We start from the raw sequence: 20,346 nt of genomic DNA, 5'->3' as shown, positions 1-20,346 counted from the left end.
CAGCTTCAATTAGCTTTCCAATAGCGCAGCATTCAACTGGAGCCACCATGAAATCCTTACCCTTCCTGACGATGTTGACCCTCTGCTGCGCAGTGTCGACAACGCTGCTGGCGGCTGACGAAGACGCACCCGAAATCAAGGGCTGCGCCGCCAAACAACTGGCCATCACCACCCAGATCGACCAGGCCAAGGCCCACGGCAATGCCGCCCAGCAAGCCGGCCTTGAAAAAGCCCTGAGCGAAAGCCGCGCCAACTGCACCGACGCCGGCCTGCAGAAAGAACGCGAGAACAAGGTACTCGATGCCCGCCACGAGGTGGCCAAGCGTCAGGCCGACCTGGACAAGGCCATGAAGAAAGGCGACTCGGACAAGATCAACACCCGCAAGGACAAACTGGCCGAATCGCGCAAGGAACTGCAGCAAGCCTTGGACGAGCTGGACAAGTAACCCTAGTGGTCGCGGAACTCGCGGTGGCAGGCCTTGCAGGCGCCCTCCACCTTCTGCATCGGCCCGTCCAGCCCGTCGGCCGTTAGCGGCTGGATGCTGGTAGCCGTCACCAGCTCGGCGGTGGAGGCCTCGAGGTTCTGCGCCAACTGCTGGAAGCGCGCCTGTTTTTCCCACACTTCAGGCTTGGCGCTGGTGTGATCCTCCTCGCGCACCTTGGGGAAATGCTGCCAGGGCTGTTGCGCCAGCTGATCCAGCTTTACCGCGCTGGCCGCAAACTGCGGCCCGTCGAACGGCAGGCGGCCCAGCAGCATGCCGTTCATGTCTTCGCTGGTGTGCAGCATCTGCTTGAAGATGGCCTTGCGCTGCCCCAACGGCGACTTGGGATCTACCCCGCCGCAGGCGCTCAGGGCCAGGCAAGCCAGGGCCAGCACGGTCAATGTCTTGAGGGTCATGGGCGCTCGATCACATCGAAATGAAGAAGAAACTGGCGATCAGCCCCAGGCCGACGAACCACACCAACGAACGCAACATGGCCCAATCGGCCAGGTAGCAGATGATGTATAGCAGGCGGCTGGTAATGAACATCACCGCCAGCACATCCATGGTGACCTGCTCGGCGTTATGGCAGACATCGGCGATGATCACTGCGGCAGCGAACGCCGGGAAAGCCTCGAAACTGTTCTGCTGCGCGGCATGGGCACGCTTGGCGAACCCCTCCAGGTTGTCCAGGAAGGTGCGCGGGTCATGGTTCTGCCGCGGCCCGAACTTGCCGCCGCTGAACTTGGCAATGCTGGTGCAGACGAAGGGCAGCACCAGGGCAATCAATACACACCAGAAAGCAACAGTCATCGAACGGGTCTCTTTTTATAGTTTCATGATCAACATGCCCAACAGCACCAGCCCGCAGGCCAGCAATCGTGGGCGGCCAAAGGGTTCTTTCAAGTAACGCATTCCCAGCAACACCACCAGTATCACGCTGATTTCACGCAGCGCCGCAGCCTCCGCCACCGAGCCCATCTGCATCGCCCACAGCACCAGGGCGTAACTGAACAGCACAAAAAAGCCGACGCTCAAGCCGATCCGCCACTGGTTGCGCCAGAAGTGCCGGAAGCTCGCACGCCTGGCCACCACCGCCAGCAACGGGAACGGCCAGGCGCTGATCAGCGTCAGCCAGGTCAGATAGCCCAATGGCTGTGGCCAGCGCCGAATGGCCTGCCCGTCCAGCCAGGTGTAGCTGCCGATGCACAACCCGATCAACGCCACCACCGGCAGCATGCGCCACGGCAGGCGATCCCCGCCGCCGCCCTGCAACAGCAGGCAGGCCATGCCGCAGGGGATCAACAGAATCCCCACCACCTGATGCGCCGTGAGGATCTCCCCGCCAACGGCCAGGGTCAGCCCCAGCACGACCAACGGCGAAAGGCCGCGCATCAGCGGGTACACCAACCCCAAGTCGCCCACCTTGTAGGCCTGGATCAGCAGGTAGCGGTACAGCAGCTCGAACAGCGCCGAGGCCAGCATCCATGGCCACACCTCGGCGGGCGGTACCGGCGCGAACGGCACCAGCACTACCACGACCAGCAGCGCCACGGTGTCCATGGCCGATATCACCAGCAACCGTTCGGAGCTGAACTTGACCATCGTGTTCCATGCCGCATGCAGCAACGCGGCGAGCAGTACCAAAGCTGTGGCCAACACCCGGTAATCCTTAGCCCATGGCAGTCATTGGGGGAGTGAACCTGGCACTTTACCTTGAGTCGAAGGCTTTCTGGCGGTTCCCCGCAAGACTTTGTAACAACTGCGACATTCGCGCCTGTGTCACAACAGGTTACCGACTCGTCTTACCCCTGCACGGCGCCTGCGGGCGCTCAATTGTCCTGCCACCATGGGAGCCCGGATGCTCGAATTAGTTGCCGCCTTTATCTGCCTCACCACCCTGCTCACTTACGTCAATTACCGCTTTATCGGCCTGCCCCCAACCATCGGCGTGATGGTCACCGCACTGCTGTTTTCCCTGCTGCTGCAAGGCCTGAGCGTGCTCGGCTACCCCGGCCTGGAAGCCCGCGTGCAAGGCCTGATCGGCCAGATCGACTTCGGCGACCTGCTGATGAACTGGATGCTGGCCTTCCTGCTGTTCGCCGGCGCCCTGCACGTCAACCTCAGCGACCTGCGCAGCTACCGCTGGCCCATCGGCCTGCTGGCCACCTTCGGCGTGCTGATCGCCACACTGGTGATCGGTACCCTGGCGTTCTGGATCTTCGGCATGTTCGGCTGGCACGTCAGCTTCCTGTACTGCCTGCTGTTTGGCGCACTGATCTCGCCCACCGACCCCATCGCGGTGCTGGGCGTACTGCGGACCGCGAACGCCTCCAAGCCACTGAAGACCACCATCGTCGGCGAATCGCTGTTCAACGACGGCACGGCGGTAGTGGTGTTTACCGTGCTGTTGGGCATCGCCCAGCAAGGCTCGACGCCGACCGTGGGCGAAACCGCCATGCTGTTCGTGCACGAAGCCATTGGTGGCGTGCTGTTCGGCGCGCTGATCGGTTATGTGGTGTACCGCATGATCAAGAGCATCGAGCAGTACCAGGTGGAAGTCATGCTGACCCTGGCGCTGGTGATCGGTGGCTCGGCCATGTGCTACGAACTGCATGTTTCCGCGCCGATCGCGATGGTGACCGCCGGTTTGATCATCGGCAACCTGGGCCGCAAGCTGGCCATGAACGACATGACCCGCCGCTACATGGACGGTTTCTGGGAGCTGCTGGATGACATGCTCAACGCACTGCTGTTCGCGCTGATCGGCATGGAGCTGTTGCTGCTGCCGTTCTCGTGGATGCACGTGGCGGCGTCGAGCCTGCTGGCGGTGGCGATCCTGCTGTCGCGGTTGCTGACCGTGGCACCGGCCATCCTGCTGTTGCGCCGCTGGCGCAGCGTGCCGCGTGGCACCATCCGCATCCTCACCTGGGGTGGCTTGCGCGGTGGCGTATCGGTGGCGCTGGCCCTGGCGCTGCCGGTCGGTCCGGAGCGTGACCTGCTGCTGAGCATCACCTACATCGTGGTGCTGTCGTCGATCCTGTTGCAGGGGTTGAGCATTGGCAAGCTGGTGAAAAGCGTTACCCGCGATACCCCGCCCGAAGAAGCAACACACTGACCTGCAACCCTACTGGGAAGCAGCTGTTTCTGTGGGAGCGGGCTCTGCCCGCGAAGAAAACGCCGCAGTGTTTCAGACACTATGCGGCGTTCCCTTCGCGGGCAGAGCCCGCTCCCACATGGCTGAGGATTACTCCGCAGTTTCGGCGTCGAACTGATCCTTGATGTAGCGGATTTCCGTGCGCCCGTGCGGCGCCGGCAAACCATCCTCACCCAGGTTGACGAAGACCATCTTGTCCACGGTCAGGATGCTCTTGCGGGTGATCTTGTTGCGCACTTCACACATCAGCGTGATCGAGGTACGGCCAAACTCGGTGGCCGTGATGCCCAGCTCGATGATATCGCCCTGACGCGAGGCGCTGACGAAGTTGATTTCCGAAATGTACTTGGTCACCACGCGCTGGTTGCCCAGTTGCACGATGGCGTAGATCGCCGCTTCTTCGTCAATCCAGCGCAGCAGGCTGCCACCGAACAGGGTGCCGTTGGGGTTGAGGTCTTCGGGTTTAACCCACTTGCGGGTGTGGAAATTCATGCGTCGCTCCTGGCGTTTCGCCATTTCAGGATGCGCCTATGATCCCCTTTTGCGCGACGCGGGGAAACCCATGCCGGCGATAGCGAAAACTTTCTTGACGAGGCGCGGAGGGGAACTAGGCTGAAGCCCGGACCCAAAGATTGGATCCAGTAATGGCAGTTTGGAACCGGAAAAGGGGTCCACCCCATTTTCATGCAAAGGACGCACGAACATGTCACGAGTTACTGATGTCATCTGCAATTTCGACACCGAAACCATCCTGCAGAAATATCCGAACCCGAGCAAAGACCCAGGCAATCCCACCATGATTGACTGGAAGCACGTGTACATGATCACCAATCAGGACAACGTCGTCAGCGGCCAGGCCGGTGGCGAACTGGACCTCAAGGCCCAGGTCGGCGATCTGATCCGCTGGCGGGAAACCAGCCTGTCCCTGGGCTTCGAGAAAGCGGTGATTTTCTACAAGTTCGAGACCAGCGACCCCAAGTACCTGCTGATCTCGCCGCCCACGCCGCGCAAGGCCACCGCCAGCATCGCCCTGCCCAACCCCAGCAACCCCAGCGTGCCCACCTGCCAGAAGGTGGATAACTTCTACTGGTCCAGCGAGACCCTGTCCGAAGGCCGCGTGACCTATCACTTCCATTTCATGATCGTCGACCGTGACTGCAAACCCTGCGGTTACTACAAGTGGGATCCGTTCATCAGCATCCACAACTGACCGGCACCCACTGCCAGGGCCGTCCCGCCACGCCGGGGCGGTCCACAAGGAGCGATGATCATGGACAGACACATCAGCTTCATCGTCGATACCCAAAGCGCTGAAAGCGCCATTTCGACGCCAGCCACCTCCCCCGAACAGCCCAGCCCAATGGATCCAGCACACTGTTTTGTGCTGGGGGCCGACCAGGCCCGGGTGGGCGACACCTTGTACCTGCGCGTTTGCCCATTGGCGCTGCGCGGCGAAGACACACTGCTGTTGCACAGCGTACAGGTCGACGGAACCGTGCTGTCGGCACTCGACCACCAGGTGCGCGAGGTACAGGTACCGGTGCCGGACTTCAACGACCCATTGCAGATTACCTCCCAGGCGGCCAGCGATCACGTCTGGACCGGCCGTCTGGAGCAGGATGGCCCTTGCGCCATTACCCTGGGCCTGGCGCTGATCGCCCGCGACTGCACCCTCAAGGGATTTTTCACCACGACGCTGCAACTGGCCTTCGCACCTTGAGCAGGACTTTCGACCATTGCCCCTTGGGCTGGCCGACAAGCACGTCTATAATCCCTGCGCTTCACACGCGACGCGCCCACGCGCGTCGCTCCCGCCACCTGTCCGAGGGGCGCTGCAGCAGGGATTCCTGTCAGGCTCGGATGGGGCGTTGCCCGCACGGTTGGTCCGTGCAGGCTCTAAACGCACAACGGCGCCCATTCGCACATTACGAATGGAGGCTCTTCATGAGCGCTGTACTTACGCCTGCAGGTTTCAACGATTTCAAGGTTGCCGATATCTCCCTGGCCGCCTGGGGCCGCCGCGAGACCATCATCGCCGAATCGGAAATGCCTGCACTGATGGGCCTGCGCCGCAAATACGCCGGTGAGCAACCGCTCAAGGGCGCGAAGATTCTGGGCTGCATCCACATGACCATCCAGACTGCCGTGCTGATCGAAACCCTGGTTGCCCTGGGTGCCGAAGTGCGCTGGTCGTCCTGCAACATCTTCTCCACCCAGGACCAGGCCGCTGCTGCCATCGCCGCCGCCGGTATCCCTGTGTTCGCCTGGAAAGGCGAAACCGAAGAAGAGTACGAGTGGTGCATCGAGCAGACCATCCTGAAGGATGGCCAGCCTTGGGACGCCAACATGATCCTGGACGATGGCGGCGACCTGACCGAAATCATCCACAAGAAATACCCGCAGATGCTGGAACGCATCCACGGCGTGACCGAAGAAACCACCACTGGCGTGCACCGCCTGCTGGACATGCTGGCCAAGGGCGAACTGAAGATCCCGGCCATCAACGTCAACGACTCGGTCACCAAGAGCAAGAACGACAACAAGTACGGCTGCCGTCACAGCCTGAACGACGCCATCAAGCGCGGCACCGACCACCTGCTGTCGGGCAAGCAAGCCCTGGTGATCGGCTACGGTGACGTGGGCAAGGGCTCGGCCCAGTCCCTGCGTCAGGAAGGCATGATCGTCAAGGTCACCGAAGTCGACCCGATCTGCGCCATGCAAGCCTGCATGGACGGTTTCGAACTGGTTTCGCCGTTCATCGACGGTGAAAACGACGGCACCGAAGCCAGCATCGACAAGGCCCTGCTGGGCAAGATCGACCTGATCGTGACCACCACCGGTAACGTCAACGTCTGCGATGCCAACATGCTCAAGGCCCTGAAAAAGCGCGCCGTGGTGTGCAACATCGGTCACTTCGACAACGAAATCGACACCGCTTTCATGCGCAAGAACTGGGCATGGGAAGAAGTGAAGCCTCAGGTACACAAGATCCACCGTACCGGCCCTGGCGCTTTCGACGCGCAGAACGATGACTACCTGATCCTGCTGGCCGAAGGCCGTCTGGTTAACCTGGGCAACGCCACTGGCCACCCAAGCCGCATCATGGACGGCTCGTTCGCCAACCAGGTTCTGGCGCAGATCTTCCTGTTCGACCAGAAGTACGCCGACCTGTCGCCAGCCCAGAAAGCCGAGCGCCTGACCGTTGAAGTACTGCCCAAGAAACTCGACGAAGAAGTGGCCCTGGAAATGGTCCGCGGCTTCGGCGGCGTGGTTACCAAGCTGACCAAGCAGCAAGCCGACTACATTGGCGTTACCGTGGAAGGCCCGTTCAAGCCTCACGCCTACCGCTACTGATTGGCGCGGTCCTGAAGGTACCTGGGCCCTTGTAGGACCGGGCTCTGCCCGGGAACCAGGCACCGCGGTGCAACTCAAGCACCGTAGTGTCCTCTTCCCGGGCAGAGCCCGGTCCCACAGGCAAGCTTCAGGGCCTTTCGGCTTTCGAGTTTCCAGATAGGTGTAATCATGTCTCAGGAACGCCGCTTCAGTTTCGAGTTCTTCCCCACCAAGACCGACGCTGGGCATGAAAAACTGCTGAACGTTGCCCGCCAACTGGCCGGCTACAACCCCGATTTCTTCTCTTGCACCTACGGTGCAGGTGGCTCTACCCGCGACCGCACGCTCAACACCGTGCTGCAGCTGGAAAGCGAAGTGAAGGTCCCTGCCGCACCGCACCTGTCGTGCGTGGGCGACAGCAAGGCCGACCTGCGTGCCCTGCTGGCCCAGTATCAGGACGCCGGGATCAAGCGCATCGTTGCCCTGCGTGGCGACCTGCCTTCGGGCATGGGCATGGCCAGCGGCGAGCTGCGTCACGCCAATGACCTGGTGGAATTCATCCGGGCCGAAACCGGCAGCCACTTCCATATCGAAGTCGCCGCCTACCCGGAGATGCACCCCCAGGCGCACAACTTCGAAGACGACATCAAGAACTTCGTGCGCAAGGCCAACGCCGGTGCCGACAGCGCCATCACCCAGTACTTCTTCAACGCCGACAGCTACTTCTACTTCGTCGAGCGCGTGCAGAAACTGGGCGTGAACATCCCGATCGTGCCGGGCATCATGCCGATCACCAACTACAGCAAGCTGGCCCGCTTCTCCGACGCCTGTGGCGCCGAGATCCCGCGCTGGGTGCGCAAGCAACTGGAAGCCTACGGCGACGACGTCACCAGCATCCAGAAGTTTGGCGAGGAAGTGATCACCCGCATGTGCGAGCAACTGCTGGACGGCGGCGCGCCGGGCCTGCACTTCTACACCCTGAACCAGGCTGAAGCGAGCCTGGCGGTGTGGAACAACCTCAAGCTGCCGCGCTGAATCGGTAACCCCATCGCGGCCAAGGCCGGCTCCTACACGTACGGCGTAGGAGCCGGCCTTGGCCGCGATGCAGGCAACGCGGTTTTGACCTGTTGGGCATTGCACGGGCCCTTGCAGCATCGTACTCTCCGGGCCATGCCTGCCTTCCTATCGATGCTGACAGCCTTGCTTCTGACTTGCCTGAGCCTGTGCGCCCAGGGCGAGAAGTTGCGCATTGTCACCGACCCCTGGGCCCCTTACGCCTTCGAGCGCAATGGCCAGGGTGCGGGCATCGATTACGAAGTCACCGCCAAGGTCTTCGAACGCCTGGGCGTGGACATTCAATGGCAGTTCCTGCCGTGGAAGCGCTGCCTGGCCATGCTAGACCAGGGCGAAGCCGATGGCGTGCTGGACATCTTCCGCACCCCCGAACGCGAATCCACCCTGCTGTACCCCGACGAACCCTTGTCCGAAGTGCAGTTCGTGCTGTTCCAGGCCGCCGCCAAACCCCATGACGTCGCCACCCTGGCCGACCTGCAAGGGCTGACCATCGGCACCTCGGCCGGCTATAACTATGGCGATGCCTTCATGCAGGCCAGCGAGTTCCGCCGCGAATCCGCCGGCACCCAGGAAGCCAACTTCGGCAAACTGATCCGCCACCGCGTGGACCTGATCATCACCGACCTGCGCGTCGGCGACTTCACCCTGCAGGCCATGGGCCTGGAAGGCAAGGTCAGCGCCCTGCCGCTGGTGATCAGCCGCCAGCGCCAGTACCTGGCCGTGCGCCGCGGTGCCGGCATGGATCAGCTGGCCCTGCGCTTTTCCATCGAGCTGCGGCGCTTCAAGCGCGAGCCCGAATACGCCCAGCTGGTGGAGCGCTACGCCACCCCCGTCAGCGCCGATAAAACCGTTGAGCAGCAGGAACGCGGCGCACTGTGAATGCTCTGTTATACTCCGACCTTCCCGCCAGGCTTACGCCCGGACGCCCGGCCTTGCAAAAGGCATCCCGACCCGCTCGACTGCCCGGCACACGCCCGCTCAGCCAGGTCCGGATGCGCATTGAAGGCCCGGCAGGACCGGACGCGATAGTGCGCCCCCGCACCCGTCGCGCCAGGCAAGATTCCCATTGGGCAAAGCCCTCACTAGAACAGGATTACTCATGTCCTTTGCTTCCCTCGGTCTCTCCGAGGCTTTAGTCCGCGCCATCGAGGACGCGGGCTATACCCAGCCTACTCCGGTGCAACAGCGGGCCATTCCCGCCGTGTTGCAAGGTCGTGACCTGATGGTTGCGGCACAGACAGGTACTGGTAAAACCGGTGGTTTCGCCCTTCCGATCCTGGAACGGCTGTTTCCCAACGGTCACCCGGACAAATCCCAGCGTCACGGCCCGCGCCAACCGCGCGTGCTGGTGCTGACCCCCACCCGCGAGCTGGCGGCCCAGGTGCACGACAGCTTCAAGATCTACGCCCGTGACCTGAAATTCGTCAGCGCCTGCATTTTTGGCGGCGTAGGCATGAACCCGCAGGTCCAGGCCATGTCCCGTGGCGTCGATGTGCTGGTGGCGTGCCCCGGCCGTCTGCTGGACCTGTGCGGCCAAGGCAGCGTCGACCTGTCCCACGTGGAAATCCTGGTACTGGACGAAGCCGACCGCATGCTCGACATGGGCTTCGTCCATGACGTGAAAAAGGTACTGGCCCGCCTGCCGGCCAAGCGCCAGAACCTGCTGTTCTCGGCGACCTTCTCCAAGGACATCACTGACCTTGCCGGCCGCCTGCTGCACAACCCCGAGCGCATCGAAGTCACCCCGCCGAACACCACGGTGGAGCGCATCGAGCAACGCGTGTATCGCCTGTCGGCCAGCCACAAGCGTTCGCTGCTGGCCCACCTGATCACCCAGGGTGCCTGGGAACAGGTGCTGGTGTTCACCCGCACCAAGCACGGCGCCAACCGCCTGGCCGAGTACCTGGAAAAGCACGGCCTGAGCGCCGTTGCCATCCACGGCAACAAGAGCCAGAACGCCCGCACCAAGGCCCTGGCCGACTTCAAGGCCGGCTCGGTACGCATCATGGTTGCCACCGACATCGCCGCCCGCGGCCTGGACATCGACCAGTTGCCCCACGTGGTCAACTTCGAGCTGCCCAACGTCGATGAAGACTACGTGCACCGTATCGGCCGTACCGGCCGTGCCGGTCGTAGCGGCGAGGCCATCTCGCTGGTCGCCCCGGACGAGGAAAAGCTGCTCAAGAGCATCGAGCGCATGACCAAGCAGAAGATCCCGGACGGTGATCTGATGGGCTTCGATGTAACTGCCGTGGAAGCCGAGAAGCCAGAAGTGCGCGAGCGCCCGCAGGCCAACCAGCCTCGCAACGCCCGTGCGCCGCGCGAAGGTACCGCCAAGTCCGAAGCCGGTGGTGCCGGCCGCAAGGACAAAGGCAAGGATAAAGGCAAGGAGCGCCGTGCTGCTGCGCCGCAAGGTAAGGAGCAAGGCAAGGAAAAGCCCGCCGGGGCGCGTTCTGAACGCCAACCCCGTGACCAGAAGCCACGTCAGGCCCAGTCCACTCCAAAGCCTGAGGTAGCTTCTGCCAACCGCGCGCCCGACGAGTTCCTGGATGACGAAGTCGACAACTTTGGTAACCGTGCTGACTACGTCAGCCCGTACCAGAACAAGAACCAGGGCCGTAACCGTCGCCCGGGTGCCCCGGCAGCTGCCGGTGGCGCAGCCCCGGCCCCGGCTCCGCGCCAGGGTCGCCCGGCTGGCCCGCGCAACAACGCGCCCGCCGCTGGCAAACCTGCCGGCGACAAGCGCAGCAGCGGCCCACGCAGCAATGGTGGCGGTGCCCGTGATGGCCAGCCGCGTCGTGACAACAACGGTGGCGCTGGCCGCAACCGTCGTCCGGCCCGTGATGACCAGCCGCGTCAGGAACCAGCGGTAAGCAACTCGCGCGCCCCGCAGAACCAGCCGCGCATCGTGCACAAGGAATCGAAGATCGATCGTTTCCCCACTGCCGAGCAACTGGAACAGCTGGAGTCGCTGCCAAGCCGTCGCAACGGCGAGAAGCCCGCGCTGCTGACCCGCAACCGCGAAGGCTGAGTCACTTATTGGAGTCGACTGCAAACTCTGTGGGAGCGGGCTCTGCCCGCGAAGAATACGCCGCAGTGGGTCAGATACCCTGCGGTGGATGCTTCGCGGGTAGAACCCGCTCCCACACCAAGAATGTGCAGTGAATGTCCAACAGCCATAAAAAAACCGCAGCCATTGGCTGCGGTTTTTTTATGCGCCGAAGAAATTACTTCTTCTGCACGCCCTCGAACGTGATGTCCAGGGTCAGGGTGTCGGACTGCGGGCCCAGGTCCATCATCTTGCCGAAATCAGAACGCTTGATGGTGGTGGTGCCTTCAAAGCCGGCACGGTAGCCGCCCCATGGATCCTTGCCTTCGCCCAGGAACACAGTCTTGACCACAACCGGCTTGGTCACGCCGTGCAGGGTCAGGTCACCGGTCACGTCGGCGGTCAGCTTGCCATCAGCATTCTTGCCGGTGGTCTTGACGGCGGTCGACACGAAAGTAGCGGTTGGGTACTTGTCGGTCTCCAGGAAGTCCTTGCTCTGGATGTGCTTGTCACGCTCGGCGTGGTTGGTGTCGACGCTCTTGGTGTTCAGGGTGATGCTGATCTTGCTGTCTTCAGGCTTGGCAGCGTCGAAGCTGAAGGTACCGGTCCAGTCTTTGAAGGTACCGTGAATGAAGCTGTAGCCCAGGTGGCTGATCTTGAAGTCGATGAAGGCGTGCTGGCCTTCCTTGTCGATGGTGTAGTCGGCGGCCATGGCCTGGCCAGCTGTCAGCAGTGCGGTACCCAGAGCCAGAGCGGCCAGTGTCTTCTTCAACATGTGCAATATTCCTTGGAGTGAGTTGAGGGTCAGGCTTTGCGTCCCAGCATGCGTACCAGGGTCGCGTCACGATCGATAAAGTGGTGCTTCAAGGCGGCCAGGCCATGGAGTACAGCAAAGATCACCAGGATCCAGGCCAGGTACAGGTGCACGTTACCGGCGACTTCTGCCTGGTCAGGCAGCCCGGCGAACAACGCAGGTACTTCGAACAGGCCGAACACCGGGATGCCCACGCCGTCAGCGGTGGAGATCAGGTAACCGGCTGCCATTACCAGGAACAGGTCCAGGTAAAGGAAGGCATGACCCAGTTTGGCGGCGACGCGCACCAGCTTGCCCTGGGTGGGCGGCGGCGGTGGTGGCGGGCTGATGAACCGCCATACCACGCGTGCCAGCATGAAAAAGAACAGGGTCAGGCCGATGCTTTTGTGCAGGTCGGGGCCGGCCTTGCGCCACGGGTCGTAATAGCCCAGGTCGACCATCCACAGGCCCAGGGCAAACAACCCGAACACGGCAAGCGCCACCCCCCAGTGCAGGAAGATGCTGACCCAGCCATAGCGAGAAGGTGAATTGCGTAACTGCATCACGGTCATCCTGTAAGTTCTGCGACAAAGACTAGCTTTTTATCTATCGGATTAAAGCGGAAAATTTCGCTTTGAAATATCGAGATACACGATGGAACAGCATAGAAGTAAAGCGTTAAGTCATCGTTAACGCTGAAAACTTTACCTGTGGTGGGTGCGCACTGTGGGAGCAAAGCTTGCCTCTGTAGCAGCTGCCGAAGGCTGCGTCACCGGCGGCGCGTTGGATCAGACAGTGCGCGGCGTCAGTGACGCGGCCTGACGGCCGCTGCTACAGGTTGCCCAACACCATAGAATCCCCCAGGGCATCATGGCGGTTGCCCCCAGGGCATGCATTGCATAGGCTTGCGCCCACGCCGCTGCCAGGAGATAGAAAATGGGCCTCAACAACCAGTGGATGCAACGCGACCTCGCGGTCCTGTGGCACCCCTGCACCCAAATGAAAGATCACGAACAACTGCCGCTGATCCCGATCAAGCGCGGTGAAGGCATCTGGCTGGAAGACTTCGAAGGCAAGCGCTACCTGGACGCCGTCAGTTCCTGGTGGGTCAACGTGTTTGGCCACGCCAACCCGCGCATCAACCAGCGCATCAAGGACCAGGTCGACCAACTGGAGCACGTGATTCTCGCCGGCTTCAGTCACCAGCCGGTGATCGAGTTGTCCGAGCGCCTGGTGAAGATGACACCGGAAGGGCTGAACCGGGTGTTCTACGCCGACAATGGTTCGTCCTGCATCGAAGTGGCGCTGAAAATGAGCTTCCACTACTGGGTCAACCGTGGCCAGCCAAACAAGAAGCGCTTCGTCACCCTGACCAACAGCTACCATGGCGAAACCATCGCCGCCATGGCCGTGGGCGACGTGCCGCTGTTCACCGAGACCTACAAGCCGTTGCTGCTGGACACTATCAAGGTGCCAAGCCCCGACTGCTATCTGCGCCCCGAAGGCATGAGCTGGGAAGAGCACTCGCGCTTCATGTTCCAGGCCATGGAGCAGACCCTGGCCGAGCACCATGACAGCGTCGCCGCCGTGATCGTCGAGCCGCTGATCCAGGGCGCTGGCGGCATGCGCATGTACCACCCGGTGTACCTCAAGCTGCTGCGCGAGGCGTGCGACCGCTACAACGTGCACCTGATCCACGACGAAATCGCCGTGGGGTTCGGCCGCACCGGCACGATGTTCGCCTGCGAGCAGGCTGGCATCCGCCCGGACTTCCTGTGCCTGTCCAAGGCCCTGACCGGCGGCTACCTGCCCCTGGCGGCCTGCGTGACCACGGATGATGTGTACAGCGCGTTCTACGACGACTACCCCACCCTGCGCGCCTTCCTGCACTCGCACAGCTACACCGGCAACCCACTGGCGTGCGCAGCGGCCCTGGCCACCCTGGACATCTTCGAACAGGACAACGTGGTAGAGAACAACAAGGCCCTGGCAGCGCGCATGGCCAGCGCCACCGCGCACCTGGCCGACCACGCCCATGTCTCGGAGATCCGCCAGACCGGCATGGTACTGGCCATCGAGATGGTCCAGGACAAGGCCACCAAAGCTGCCTACCCCTGGCAGGAGCGTCGTGGCCTGCAGGTGTTCAACCACGCCCTGAGCCGTGGCGCCCTGCTGCGCCCGCTGGGCAGCGTGGTGTACTTCCTGCCGCCGTACATCATCACCCCGGAGCAGATCGACTTTTTGGCCGAAGTGGCCAGCGAAGGCATCGACATCGCCACCCGCACCAGCGTCAGCGTGGCCGTGCCGAGCGACTTCCACCCCGACTTCCGCGACCCGGGCTAACCGCCACACCCTACGACCCCGTAGCAGCTGCCGCAGGCTGCGTCCCGACGCAACACCGGGTTGCCTGCGGACGCAGCCTTCGGCAGCTGCTACGGATATTGCGAAGCCCCGATTCGAGACACCCCATGAGACTCTCCCGCTTTTACATCGATGCCCCCCTCAGCCTGGGCGAGCACGAACTGCCCGAGGCCCAGGCCCACTACATCGGCCGCGTGCTGCGCATGGCCGAAGGCGATGCCGTGCAGCTGTTCGACGGCTCGGGCCAGGAATACCGTGGTGCCCTGCTGGAAGTAGGCAAAAAGCGCGTGCGCGTGCAACTGGACGAAGCCTTCGCCGGTCAGCCCGAATCCAGCCTCAAGATTCATCTGGGCCAAGGCTTGTCCCGTGGCGAACGCATGGACTGGGCCATCCAGAAGGCCACCGAACTGGGTGTGAGCGAAATCACCCCGATCATCAGCGAGCGCTGCGAAGTGCGTCTGAAAGACGAGCGCGCCGAGAAGCGCCAGGCCCACTGGCAGCAGATCGCCGTCAGTGCCTGCGAGCAATGCGGCCGCTCCACGGTGCCGGTGATTCACCCACCGCTGCTGATGAGCGAATGGCTTAAGGCCTGCGACGCCGAGCTCAAGCTGGTGCTGCACCCGGTGGCCGAGCCACTGGTGAGCCATGCCAAGCCCGCCACCCTGGCCTTTCTGATCGGCCCCGAAGGCGGCCTGTCGGACGCCGAAGTCAGCCAGGCCCAGGCCGCCGGCTTCCACAGCGCCCGCCTGGGCCCACGCGTGCTGCGCACCGAGACCGCGCCGGTGGTGGCGCTGGCCGTGGCGCAGCAGCTGTGGGGCGATTTCTAAAGCACGTAGAAGAACACCGCCACGAAGTGCAGCAGGCTCCCGGCAATCACAAACAGATGCCAGATGCCGTGCCAGTGGCGGAAGCGCTGGTCGTAGGCAAAAAAGATGATGCCCACGGTGTACAGCACGCCGCCCGTGGCCAGCCAGGCAAAGCCAGCCGTGCCCAGGGTGGCGAGCAGCGGCTTGACCGCCACCAGCACGATCCAGCCCATTACCGCGTAAATCACGATCGACAGCACCCGCGCCTCCGAGCGCGGCTTGATCTCTTGCAGCATGCCGATCACCGCCAGCCCCCACACAATACCGAACAGCGTCCAGCCCCATGGCCCGCGCAGGGTCACCAGGCAGAACGGCGTGTAGCTTCCTGCGATCAGCAGATAGATCGAAAAATGATCGACCTTTTGCATGATCACCTTCGCGCGCCCCCGCACGCTGTGGTAAACCGTCGAAGCGCTGTACAGAATCACCAGGGTGACCCCGTAGATCGCCATGCTGACGATCTTCCACACATCGCCCTGAAAACTTGCCAGCACCAGCATCCAGACAGCTCCGATGGAAGCCAGCACAGCACCGACCAGGTGTGTCCAGGCGTTGAACCTTTCGCCGTGATACATGCAGTCGTTTCTCCTTGGTCTCGATTGGAATGCAATCCCGCCCCTACCCTAACAGAGCCAGTGTGATGTTGATCGATGAAGAGTTGACGTTGAAGAAGCTGGAAATCTTCCTGGCCTTCATGCGCACCGGCAATCTGGGGCGCGCGGCGGCGGAGTTGGACACCAGCAACGTCAGCGTGCACCGCGCCATTCATTCGTTGGAAAGCGCCCTGCGCTGCCCGCTGTTCAAGCATGAGGGGCGCAACCTGACGCCGCTGGAAAGTGCCTACGTGCTGGAAGAGCACGCGCAGAAGCTGGTGCAGGACGTGCTTGGCGCCGTGCGCCTGACCCGTGAGGCGGCGGGGTTCTCGGCGGAGCGCTTCCGCCTGGGTTCACTGTATTCGCTGACGGTGAAAACCGTGCCGCAGCTGATCATGGGCCTCAAGCTGCGCCGCAGCGAGCTGAACATCGACCTGATCCTGGGCTCCAACATCGACCTGTTGTACAAGCTCAAGAACATGGAAGTGGACGCGATACTGGTGTCGCTGGACGAGACCGTGAGCGATCCGGACTGCGAGCAATTGCCGCTGTTTTCCGACGATATCTTCCTGGCCACCCCAGCGGATTCACCGTTCGCGGGGCACAGCGAAGTGGACCTGGCCGATCTGCGCGAGGATACCTTCATCACCCTGACCCAGGGGTTTGCTACCCATCAGGATGGTGCGCGGGTGTTTCGTCAGGCGGGGTTCGAGCCGAAGGTGGCGATGCAGGTGAACGACATTTTCACGCTGCTGAGCATGGTCAGCTCGGGGGTAGGCTACGCCCTGCTGCCGGGGCGGGTGGCCGCAGTGTATGAGAACCGCGTACGCCTGGTGCCGTTGCAGGCGCGCTATCACCTGCAACAGCACATTGGCGTGGTGTTCCTCAAGGCTAAGGAACGCGACCCCAACCTGCTGGCGTTGCTGGCCGAGTGCCGCATGTACACCAACAAATTGAGATAACGCCCGTAGCCGCTGCCGCCAGGCTGCGCTGGCCCTCGTTTACGCTGGAGATCTTCAGGGTTCACGCAGGCCAGCGCAGCCTGGCGGCAGCGGCTACAGGCCGACGATTGCGCGCACCGCCAAGTACAACACCGAAGGCCCCAACAAGCAGCCAAGCCCGGTGTGGAACGTAGCCGTCAATGCCCCATAAGGCACCAACCGCCGATCCGTCGCCGCCAGCCCCGCCGTCACCCCACTCACCGTCCCCGCCAGCCCACCAAACACCATCGCCGACCGCGGGTTGTCCAGGCCCATCCAGCGTGCCGCCATGGGCGTGCCCACCATCACCAGAATCGCTTTGATCAGCCCCGTGGCAATCGACAGCGCCACCACATCGGAGCTGGCGCCGATCGCCGCCCCGGTCACCGGCCCGACGATGTAGGTCACCGCCCCGGCGCCGATGGTGGTCATGCTCACCGCATCGCGATAGCCGAACACCCAGGCCACGCAGCAGCCGAGGATGAACGGCAGCAAGGTGCCCAGCAGCAACGAGAACGCACCGATGAAACCGGCCTTGCGCGCCTCGGTGGCCTGCACCTCGAACGCCGTGGCGACGATGGCGAAGTCGCGCAGCATGGCCCCGCCCATCAGGCCGATGCCGGAAAACAGCGACAGATCGGCCAGCCCCTTTTGCCCGCCAGTCAGGGTGCCGCCCACCCAGGCCAGCACCAGGCCGATGACAATGGCGAACGCCGAGCCATGCACGCGGCCGAAGGTGAGGCGCTTGGACAGTTGCACCGACACCCACATCACCACCCCGACGAAGGCGAAGGCGGTGACCAGGCCGTTGGCTTCCAGCGCGTGTTCGATAAGGTTCCACATATCAGTGCGCTCCTGCTGGCAGGACCGCTTCGGGCACTTCGGGCGGCAGCGGCTCGCCCTTGTGGGTGCGGCTGATCAGGGCGATGGTGCAACCGCAGATCAACACCGAGCCGATGGCGGCGATCACCGCCACCGGGCCGCCATGCAAGGCGGTAACCACGTTCTGCTGGGCCGCCATGGCCACCACCACGGGGATGTACAGGGCGCCCCAGAAACCGACGCCCATCTCGCAATCCTTGCTCAGGCCGCCGTGCTTGCCCATGTACAGGCGGGCGCAGATCAGCAGGATCATGGCGATGCCCACCCCGCCCACGTTGGATTTGACGCCCAGCAGCACCCCGAGCATGTCGCCCGTGATCACCCCTGCCAGCGTGCAGATAGCCAGCAATGCCACACCGTAAATAATCATTATTGTTGTCCTCGGTTATTGTTTTTGTAGCCGCTGCCGCCAGGCTGCGCTGGGCGGTATTCCAACGCCGATTGCTCGGGTGTACGTAAGGGCCAGCGCAGCCTATCGGCAGCGGCTACGGCCGTGCATGGGCTTGCTCCTGCATCAGGGTGTGGAGGGTATCCAGACGGGCGCCCTGCCAGGCGATCAGGGTGCCCTCGGGAAAGGCGCGACGGCCCAGCCCGGTCAGCACGCTGCCAGGGGGCATTTCGATCTGCAGGCGCACGCCACGCTCGAACGCCGTGCTGGCCAAGGCCCGCCAGTCGACGATGCGGCACATGTTGAAGGCCAGGTCGTCGCGCAGTTTGTCCACCTCCATCACGGGCCGCGCGGTAGTGCTGCTCAGGTAGCAGACCTTCGGCGGTTGCAGCGACACGCTGGCGAAGGCTTCGGCCAGTTGCTCGGCAGGCACCTGCAGCAGCGGGCAATGGGACGGCACGCTGACCGCCAGGGGCTTGGCCAACCCTGCGCCTTCGCTACGGGCTCGCTTGGCCACGGCGGCCATGGCGGCATGGCTGCCGGCAATCACTACCTGGTTGTCGGCGTTGATGTTGGCCAGGTACACCGGGCCCTCAGCCTCAGCCAGCAACTGCTCGACGCGGCCCAGGTCCAGGCCGACGATGGCGGTCATGCCATAGCCTTGTGGATAAGCCGCCTGCATCAGCTGGCCGCGCAACGCCACCAGGCGCACGGCATCGTCGAAGCCCAAGGCACCCGCCACCACGGCGGCGGGATAGGCGCCGATGGACAGCCCCGCGACATAATCCGGTGTCGGGCCGTCACTGAGCAGCAGGCGTGCACAGGCAACACCTGCCACCAGCAGGCAAAGCTGCACGGCGCGGGTATCGCTGAGGGCCTGCGCGGTATCCAGTTCCAGCACCGATTGGCCCAGCACCGCGCTCGCTTCATCCAGGCAGGCCTGTACCAGCGGATGTTGGGGCAGCGCATGCAGCATGCCCGCCTGCTGGGCGCCCTGGCCGGGGAACGCCAGTAGCGTACTCATGCTGCGACGCCCCAGGGATCGTTCACCAGACGTGCGCCATCGGCTGCCTTGAGCAGCACCTTGCGGCTCTCGCCCGCCCATTCACGCAGGGCCACTGCACCGCTGGGGGTCTGCAATTGCATATCCACGCCAGGCTCCAGCAGGCTTAGTAATTCACGCGCGGCCTCCCGGGACAGCGGCGCGGGAGTGCGCAGGATCAAGTCCAGATCACTGCCCGCGTGCAAGGCAGCAAAGCCGCTGGCCAGCTCGAACCCGGCGCTGCCACTGACGCCCCACACCAGACCGAAGGCATCGAGTTTGCCGCGCAGGCGATACAGCGCCTGCAAGGCCGGCCAATCACCCTGGCCGGTGCAATGGGTCAAGGCTTCCGGGCTGACCTGGCGGCTGATCGCAGCCACCGGCATGCAGGTGCCATAGCGCTGATCGCGACGAATGCCGCGCACGCCCACGGCCACCTGCCCGGCAGCCACCTGCGCACGCCGCACCACCACCGGCTGCCCATCCGCCAGCGCCGAGGCCACCCACGCCGGGGCATCGGCCGGCAGCATGGCAGGCGTCAGGCCCCACAGCAGATCGTGAGGGCGTATCACTGCCATTGCTCGCGCAGCAGTTGACGAACCTTTGCCGAGGCCGCGCGGTTGGCAGCGCCGCGGCGGCTCGACAGGTCGCGATCATCCGCGCCGATATCGGCCAGCGCCTGGGCCAGGCAGGCTTGCACGCGGCTCACATCATCGGCACTGGGCTGCTCGACCTGCGCCACCGACAGGGTTTCCCACAACAGCCCAAGGCTGGCGTAGCTGTCGATGTCATAGGCCATGGGCGGCACGCTGGCGGCCAGGGTTTCCAGGGCCTCGACGCTGCGCTGGGTAACCCGCGCCGCCGAGGCCTTGCCCATGGCGTGCACCTGCACACCGGGGTCGCGCAGGGCGATCAGGCGGTTAGCCTGGTAGCCGTGGGCCAGGAAGGCGCCGGACATGGCCTTGCCCACCAGCAGCGCGACCACGCGGTGGCCGGCCAGGCGTGCACGGGCGTAGGCATCGGCGGCGGCGGCCAGGGCCTGGTGGATGCCCTGCTCTTCTTCGCGGCGGCCGTAGGCTTGGCTGGGGACGTCGACGATGGCGATGATGTTGCGTTTGGTGATTGCCGCATGATCGGCCTGGATCACTTCATCCACGGCCTTGGCCAGGCCCCAGCCTTCCAGCAGGCCCACCTCGCCCTGGCGGGCGCGGGGGAAGGGGTTGGCGGGGTCGGGGATGACGGCGATGAAGCGGGTGGTGGCGGTGTCGGCGGCCAGGATGGAGGCTGGCAGGCCGGCTACAGGGGTGGCTTCGCGGGTCAGTGCCTGGAACCAATTCAACCCGCGA

Annotated in this window: 23 protein-coding genes and 1 riboswitch; of the genes, 11 read left to right on the top strand and 12 right to left on the bottom strand. The window is 63.5% G+C overall.

Annotation, left to right across the window (positions count from 1 at the left end):
- The first annotated feature begins 47 nt into the window (after window positions 1–47).
- Window positions 48–446 carry a DUF1090 domain-containing protein gene (locus ACZ9GA_RS30660; RefSeq protein WP_457358425.1) on the top strand — a complete coding sequence of 133 codons (399 nt, stop codon included), beginning with the start codon at window positions 48–50 and terminating at the stop codon, window positions 444–446.
- Between the two features lie 2 nt (window positions 447–448).
- Here the strand turns inward: ACZ9GA_RS30660 and ACZ9GA_RS30655 are convergent, their stop codons facing one another.
- From ACZ9GA_RS30655 to ACZ9GA_RS30645, 3 genes are read right to left on the bottom strand one after another with little or no spacing between them, the layout of a single operon-like run.
- Window positions 449–898: a c-type cytochrome gene (locus tag ACZ9GA_RS30655; RefSeq protein ID WP_457358426.1), complete on the bottom strand. Its 450-nt coding sequence runs from the start codon at window positions 896–898 to the stop codon at window positions 449–451.
- Between the two features lie 10 nt (window positions 899–908).
- On the bottom strand, window positions 909–1,295 hold the full coding sequence (locus ACZ9GA_RS30650) for an MAPEG family protein (protein ID WP_457358428.1): 387 nt from the start codon (window positions 1,293–1,295) through the stop codon (window positions 909–911).
- A gap of 15 nt (window positions 1,296–1,310) precedes the next feature.
- Window positions 1,311–2,144 carry an EamA family transporter gene (locus ACZ9GA_RS30645; protein ID WP_457358430.1) on the bottom strand — a complete coding sequence of 278 codons (834 nt, stop codon included), beginning with the start codon at window positions 2,142–2,144 and terminating at the stop codon, window positions 1,311–1,313.
- Between the two features lie 199 nt (window positions 2,145–2,343).
- On the opposite strand from ACZ9GA_RS30645, the gene ACZ9GA_RS30640 reads away from it, so the two are divergent.
- Complete coding sequence (locus ACZ9GA_RS30640; RefSeq protein ID WP_457358432.1) at window positions 2,344–3,600, top strand: cation:proton antiporter; 1,257 nt, start codon at window positions 2,344–2,346, stop codon at window positions 3,598–3,600.
- Window positions 3,601–3,729: 129 nt separating this feature from the next.
- Here the strand turns inward: ACZ9GA_RS30640 and ACZ9GA_RS30635 are convergent, their stop codons facing one another.
- Window positions 3,730–4,131: an acyl-CoA thioesterase gene (locus ACZ9GA_RS30635; protein WP_457358434.1), complete on the bottom strand. Its 402-nt coding sequence runs from the start codon at window positions 4,129–4,131 to the stop codon at window positions 3,730–3,732.
- A gap of 211 nt (window positions 4,132–4,342) precedes the next feature.
- On the opposite strand from ACZ9GA_RS30635, the gene ACZ9GA_RS30630 reads away from it, so the two are divergent.
- From ACZ9GA_RS30630 to ACZ9GA_RS30605, 6 genes are all read left to right on the top strand, one after another.
- Complete coding sequence (locus ACZ9GA_RS30630; RefSeq protein ID WP_457358436.1) at window positions 4,343–4,849, top strand: inclusion body family protein; 507 nt, start codon at window positions 4,343–4,345, stop codon at window positions 4,847–4,849.
- A 60-nt stretch (window positions 4,850–4,909) separates the two neighbouring features.
- Window positions 4,910–5,359: an AidA/PixA family protein gene (locus tag ACZ9GA_RS30625; RefSeq protein WP_457358437.1), complete on the top strand. Its 450-nt coding sequence runs from the start codon at window positions 4,910–4,912 to the stop codon at window positions 5,357–5,359.
- A gap of 98 nt (window positions 5,360–5,457) precedes the next feature.
- Window positions 5,458–5,562: riboswitch (S-adenosyl-L-homocysteine riboswitch) on the top strand.
- A 21-nt stretch (window positions 5,563–5,583) separates the two neighbouring features.
- Window positions 5,584–6,993, top strand: a complete 1,410-nt coding sequence (gene ahcY, locus ACZ9GA_RS30620; RefSeq protein ID WP_457358439.1) for an adenosylhomocysteinase — start codon at window positions 5,584–5,586, stop codon at window positions 6,991–6,993.
- Between the two features lie 168 nt (window positions 6,994–7,161).
- Entirely contained in the window at window positions 7,162–8,007 is an 846-nt protein-coding gene (metF, locus tag ACZ9GA_RS30615; RefSeq protein WP_457358441.1) for a methylenetetrahydrofolate reductase [NAD(P)H], read from the top strand.
- Between the two features lie 135 nt (window positions 8,008–8,142).
- Window positions 8,143–8,925 (top strand): substrate-binding periplasmic protein, encoded by a 783-nt coding sequence (locus ACZ9GA_RS30610; RefSeq protein ID WP_457358443.1) that lies wholly within the window; start codon window positions 8,143–8,145, stop codon window positions 8,923–8,925.
- Window positions 8,926–9,145: 220 nt separating this feature from the next.
- Window positions 9,146–11,077: an RNA helicase RhlE2 gene (locus tag ACZ9GA_RS30605; RefSeq protein ID WP_457358445.1), complete on the top strand. Its 1,932-nt coding sequence runs from the start codon at window positions 9,146–9,148 to the stop codon at window positions 11,075–11,077.
- Window positions 11,078–11,273: 196 nt separating this feature from the next.
- On the opposite strand, the gene ACZ9GA_RS30600 is transcribed toward ACZ9GA_RS30605, so the two are convergent.
- Entirely contained in the window at window positions 11,274–11,870 is a 597-nt protein-coding gene (locus ACZ9GA_RS30600; protein ID WP_455923854.1) for a YceI family protein, read from the bottom strand.
- A 29-nt stretch (window positions 11,871–11,899) separates the two neighbouring features.
- The gene (locus ACZ9GA_RS30595; protein ID WP_457358446.1) at window positions 11,900–12,451 is read right to left on the bottom strand and encodes a cytochrome b; all 552 of its coding nucleotides are present in this window, start codon (window positions 12,449–12,451) and stop codon (window positions 11,900–11,902) included.
- A 373-nt stretch (window positions 12,452–12,824) separates the two neighbouring features.
- Here ACZ9GA_RS30595 and ACZ9GA_RS30590 point away from each other — a divergent pair, with 373 nt between their 5' ends.
- A complete protein-coding gene (locus ACZ9GA_RS30590; protein WP_457358448.1) occupies window positions 12,825–14,231 on the top strand; it encodes an adenosylmethionine--8-amino-7-oxononanoate transaminase in 1,407 nt (468 codons plus the stop codon).
- 125 nt (window positions 14,232–14,356) lie between these two features.
- Entirely contained in the window at window positions 14,357–15,076 is a 720-nt protein-coding gene (locus tag ACZ9GA_RS30585; protein WP_457358450.1) for a 16S rRNA (uracil(1498)-N(3))-methyltransferase, read from the top strand.
- On the opposite strand, the gene trhA is transcribed toward ACZ9GA_RS30585, so the two are convergent.
- Window positions 15,073–15,690, bottom strand: a complete 618-nt coding sequence (gene trhA, locus ACZ9GA_RS30580) for a PAQR family membrane homeostasis protein TrhA (RefSeq protein WP_416427321.1) — start codon at window positions 15,688–15,690, stop codon at window positions 15,073–15,075. The genes ACZ9GA_RS30585 and trhA overlap by 4 nt on opposite strands.
- Window positions 15,691–15,755: 65 nt before the next feature.
- Here trhA and ACZ9GA_RS30575 point away from each other — a divergent pair, with 65 nt between their 5' ends.
- The gene (locus tag ACZ9GA_RS30575) at window positions 15,756–16,670 is read left to right on the top strand and encodes a LysR family transcriptional regulator (protein WP_457358452.1); all 915 of its coding nucleotides are present in this window, start codon (window positions 15,756–15,758) and stop codon (window positions 16,668–16,670) included.
- A 93-nt stretch (window positions 16,671–16,763) separates the two neighbouring features.
- Here ACZ9GA_RS30575 and madM read toward each other — a convergent pair whose 3' ends face one another.
- The 5 genes from madM to mdcE form a co-directional block, all read right to left on the bottom strand.
- The gene (gene madM, locus ACZ9GA_RS30570) at window positions 16,764–17,531 is read right to left on the bottom strand and encodes a malonate transporter subunit MadM (RefSeq protein ID WP_455923859.1); all 768 of its coding nucleotides are present in this window, start codon (window positions 17,529–17,531) and stop codon (window positions 16,764–16,766) included.
- A 1-nt stretch (window position 17,532) separates the two neighbouring features.
- Window positions 17,533–17,940 carry a malonate transporter subunit MadL gene (gene madL, locus ACZ9GA_RS30565; protein ID WP_027980196.1) on the bottom strand — a complete coding sequence of 136 codons (408 nt, stop codon included), beginning with the start codon at window positions 17,938–17,940 and terminating at the stop codon, window positions 17,533–17,535.
- Window positions 17,941–18,055: 115 nt separating this feature from the next.
- Window positions 18,056–18,982: a malonate decarboxylase subunit epsilon gene (gene mdcH / locus ACZ9GA_RS30560; protein ID WP_457358454.1), complete on the bottom strand. Its 927-nt coding sequence runs from the start codon at window positions 18,980–18,982 to the stop codon at window positions 18,056–18,058.
- Window positions 18,979–19,578, bottom strand: a complete 600-nt coding sequence (locus ACZ9GA_RS30555; protein WP_457358456.1) for a malonate decarboxylase holo-ACP synthase — start codon at window positions 19,576–19,578, stop codon at window positions 18,979–18,981. The genes mdcH and ACZ9GA_RS30555 overlap by 4 nt, the downstream gene beginning before the upstream one ends.
- Window positions 19,569–20,339, bottom strand: coding sequence for a biotin-independent malonate decarboxylase subunit gamma (gene mdcE / locus ACZ9GA_RS30550; RefSeq protein WP_457363617.1), 771 nt, complete (start codon window positions 20,337–20,339; stop codon window positions 19,569–19,571). The genes ACZ9GA_RS30555 and mdcE overlap by 10 nt, the downstream gene beginning before the upstream one ends.
- Between the last annotated feature and the right edge of the window lie 7 nt (window positions 20,340–20,346).

The organism is Pseudomonas sp. TE3644 (assembly GCF_056278815.1).
This window is presented reverse-complemented; position numbering and strand designations above follow the sequence as displayed.